A 2,703-nucleotide genomic window follows, 5' to 3' on the forward strand; every position below is an offset into this window, starting at 1 on the left:
AAGATGTATAACAAACTGTTCAAGAGGGATTCGCAACGCGTGGCATTTTTACTGTGCGTTGCGTTTAGTGTTTAAGGTGGTATGCGGCGGGTTTGGTATTGCGTTGCTCACCCCTTAACAGGGCGTTAAATTTCATCAGGAAATATCATGAATCATGTTTTTAATTCTTGGGAAGATGGCGCAAGAGAAAAACACTTGTTTCGAGTATTTAGCTTTGAACGCTTACTTCAGTTTATCGAAACAAAAAAGTTAGTTCTTGTTCAACCATCTATGTGGGAAGACCCCTTCGAAAACTTTTTCTTATCTGCAACCTTGAAAAACCGCGAAGGAAGAGAATTTTCCTTAGATAAACAGAATACTGTTTTTGGTCAATGTTGGTCATTGACAAGAGAATCAGATGCTATGTGGCGTATTTATTCTCAAGACCTTCGAGGTGTGAAGGTAAGGACAACTGCAGGCAGACTATTTGACAGTGTAAAAGCATCAAGTGCTAACCTGGGCTCTGTGCACTTAGGTAAAGTAAACTACCTACCAATGACTGAGCTAAACAAACTCTGTGAAAATGAAAGTTTTGTAACTATGAGTTTGAATAGCGACATTGGAGCTGCCTCAACATTGTTTTATAAACGTAGAGAATTCAAGCATGAAAACGAGGTACGCATAGTTTTTTCAAATAAGGCTGTAGGACGTTCTGAGAGTAAACTTCTCATGTTTGATGTCGACCCACTAGAGTTAATTGATCAGATTGTTTTTGATCCTAGAATTAACGATGATTTATTTAAGGTTTATCGTGAGCATTTAGAAAGCGTAGGGTTTAACAACATCGTTAAATCTACATTGTACGCCCCACCAAATCTGAAAATTGAAATTTAACAAACTGTTTAAGAGTGATTCGCAACGCGTGGCATTTTTACTATGCGTTGGATTTAGTGTTTAAGGTGGTATGCGGCGACATCGGTATTGCGTTGCTCACACCTTAACAGGGCGTTATATCACTTCGAAGGAACAATAAATATGAAAGGCGAAATTGTTAGATGGAATGATGACCGTGGCTTTGGTTTCATCAAGTCTGCTGACTACCAAGGCGACGTTTTTGTCCATGTTTCGAAGTTTAAGAAAGGCTACAGGCGTCCTCAAGTTGGCGACAAGGTTGAGTTTCAGGTTGAAGAGAGCAATGGCAAAACCAATGCTCATAACGTAGTGCTTATTGATGTTAAACCAATCAAAGATAAGTCATCGACACCTATCGTATCAGTTGTTCTCATTGGTTTAGCTATTGGCGCTTTTGGCTACTTTGCTTTCGAGAAGTGGTTTACTACTCCAGTGTACGAAACTATGGGTTTTGTATGTGAGGGTAAAACTTATTGTAGCCAAATGACGTCCTGCAATGAGGCAAAATTTTATTTGGCCAATTGCCCAAATGTAAAAATTGATGGGAATCGAGATGGTGTCCCTTGTGAAATGCAGTGGTGCACCAATTAGGGCGTGATATAACAATCAATTTAAGAGGGATTCACAACGCTCGGCATTTTTGTTTCTACTTCAAATTTAGTGTTTATGGCACAATGCTTTAGGTTTGGGTGGAGTCGTTGTTCACCCCTTAATTGGGCGTTATGTGCTTGGAGGAAAAATTAGTAGTGATACGAGAAATAGATATCTCAGATTACCCGCAAGTAATTGAGTTATGGTCAGAAACTGAAGCAATGTTGTTGAGATATGCTGATTCCAGAGAAAACATAGGCAAGTACCTGGAGCGTAATCCCAACCTAAGTTTTGTTGCACTAGATGGTGACAATGTTGTGGGTGCAATATTGGTCGGCACAGATGGTCGCAGGGGTTATGTCCAACATTTAGCGGTAAATTCAAGTTGTCGTGGTCAAGGTATTGGTGCAGCATTAATATCAAGAGCTGTAGACGCATTATCAGAAATCGGTATAGCCAAAACACACCTTTTCGTTGCCAATGAAAATATCAACGCTCAAGCTTTCTATGAAAAACTAGGGTGGTTTCCTCGTGATGAGGTGCGTATGTTTTCGTTCAATACGTCGAGCTGTGGCAACGTTTAACAACGCACATAACAAAGCGTTTAAGAGGGATTTGGCACGCGTGGCATTTTTAGTATGTGTTGAGGTCAGTGTTTATGGCGCTATGCAGTAGCTTTTGTATTGCGTGCCTGCACCCCTTAACGCGGCGTTATGCGACTGGGCAAAAAAATCTTCTATATCTCTCTTTCTCGCTCTCTTGGGCAGTCGGTTTTCGGTGTCGGCAATTTAGCATTGTCGGCCTAAATTCTTGAATCACTCAGGCCGTAAAACATGCCAAATTTCGTGGGTTGCCTCATTGGTTTTCAGAGTTGGTTTGTGGCGAGGTTGGCTGGCTCAAAGTGTGGCAAGGGCAAGTTCATCGTCAGTTCTTCTTCGCTGGTCGTCCGCAGCGTTGAGTCTCTCGGAGTAAAAGCAGAGTCACTTGCTGGATTTCACCATTAGTCACTTGTTGGAAGCTGGTCTGTAACATAGTGACTTCGGCTGTTCAGTGAATCACAAAAAGTGCTTGGTTTGTTTGTGGTTTTTTGCGTCTGAGGTAATCTTCATCTGCCCAACTTGGCTTATGCGTGTGAATTCGCATAACAAACAGTTCAAGCAGACCCTCAACGCTCGGCGATTTTGGTTTGCGTCGGGTTTGGTGTTGCCGAGCAATGCGGAA

Annotated in this window: 3 protein-coding genes; all 3 read left to right on the top strand. The window is 41.8% G+C overall.

What is annotated here, in order from left to right; translation table 11 throughout:
* Positions 1 to 147: 147 nt before the first annotated feature.
* The 3 genes from FCU94_RS15670 to FCU94_RS15685 all read left to right on the top strand — a co-directional run bounded on the left by FCU94_RS15670 (position 148) and on the right by FCU94_RS15685 (position 2,066).
* The gene (locus FCU94_RS15670) at positions 148 to 873 is read left to right on the top strand and encodes a DUF2971 domain-containing protein (protein WP_099609565.1); all 726 of its coding nucleotides are present in this window, start codon (positions 148 to 150) and stop codon (positions 871 to 873) included.
* Between the two features lie 141 nt (positions 874 to 1,014).
* Positions 1,015 to 1,482, top strand: coding sequence for a cold shock domain-containing protein (locus FCU94_RS15680; protein WP_176289433.1), 468 nt, complete (start codon positions 1,015 to 1,017; stop codon positions 1,480 to 1,482).
* 137 nt (positions 1,483 to 1,619) lie between these two features.
* A complete protein-coding gene (locus tag FCU94_RS15685; protein ID WP_441351750.1) occupies positions 1,620 to 2,066 on the top strand; it encodes a GNAT family N-acetyltransferase in 447 nt (148 codons plus the stop codon).
* Positions 2,067 to 2,703 lie beyond the last annotated feature (637 nt).

Origin of the sequence: Vibrio sp. JPW-9-11-11, from assembly GCF_013369335.1 — a bacterium.
GTDB lineage: Bacteria > Pseudomonadota > Gammaproteobacteria > Enterobacterales > Vibrionaceae > Vibrio.

What these genes read in the sequence shown, in the direction of transcription:
- FCU94_RS15670 (WP_099609565.1), top strand. Translation starts at nt 148, where the DNA reads ATGAATCATGTTTTTAATTCTTGGGAAGATGGCGCAAGAGAAAAACAC.
- FCU94_RS15680 (WP_176289433.1), top strand. Translation starts at nt 1,015, where the DNA reads ATGAAAGGCGAAATTGTTAGATGGAATGATGACCGTGGCTTTGGTTTC.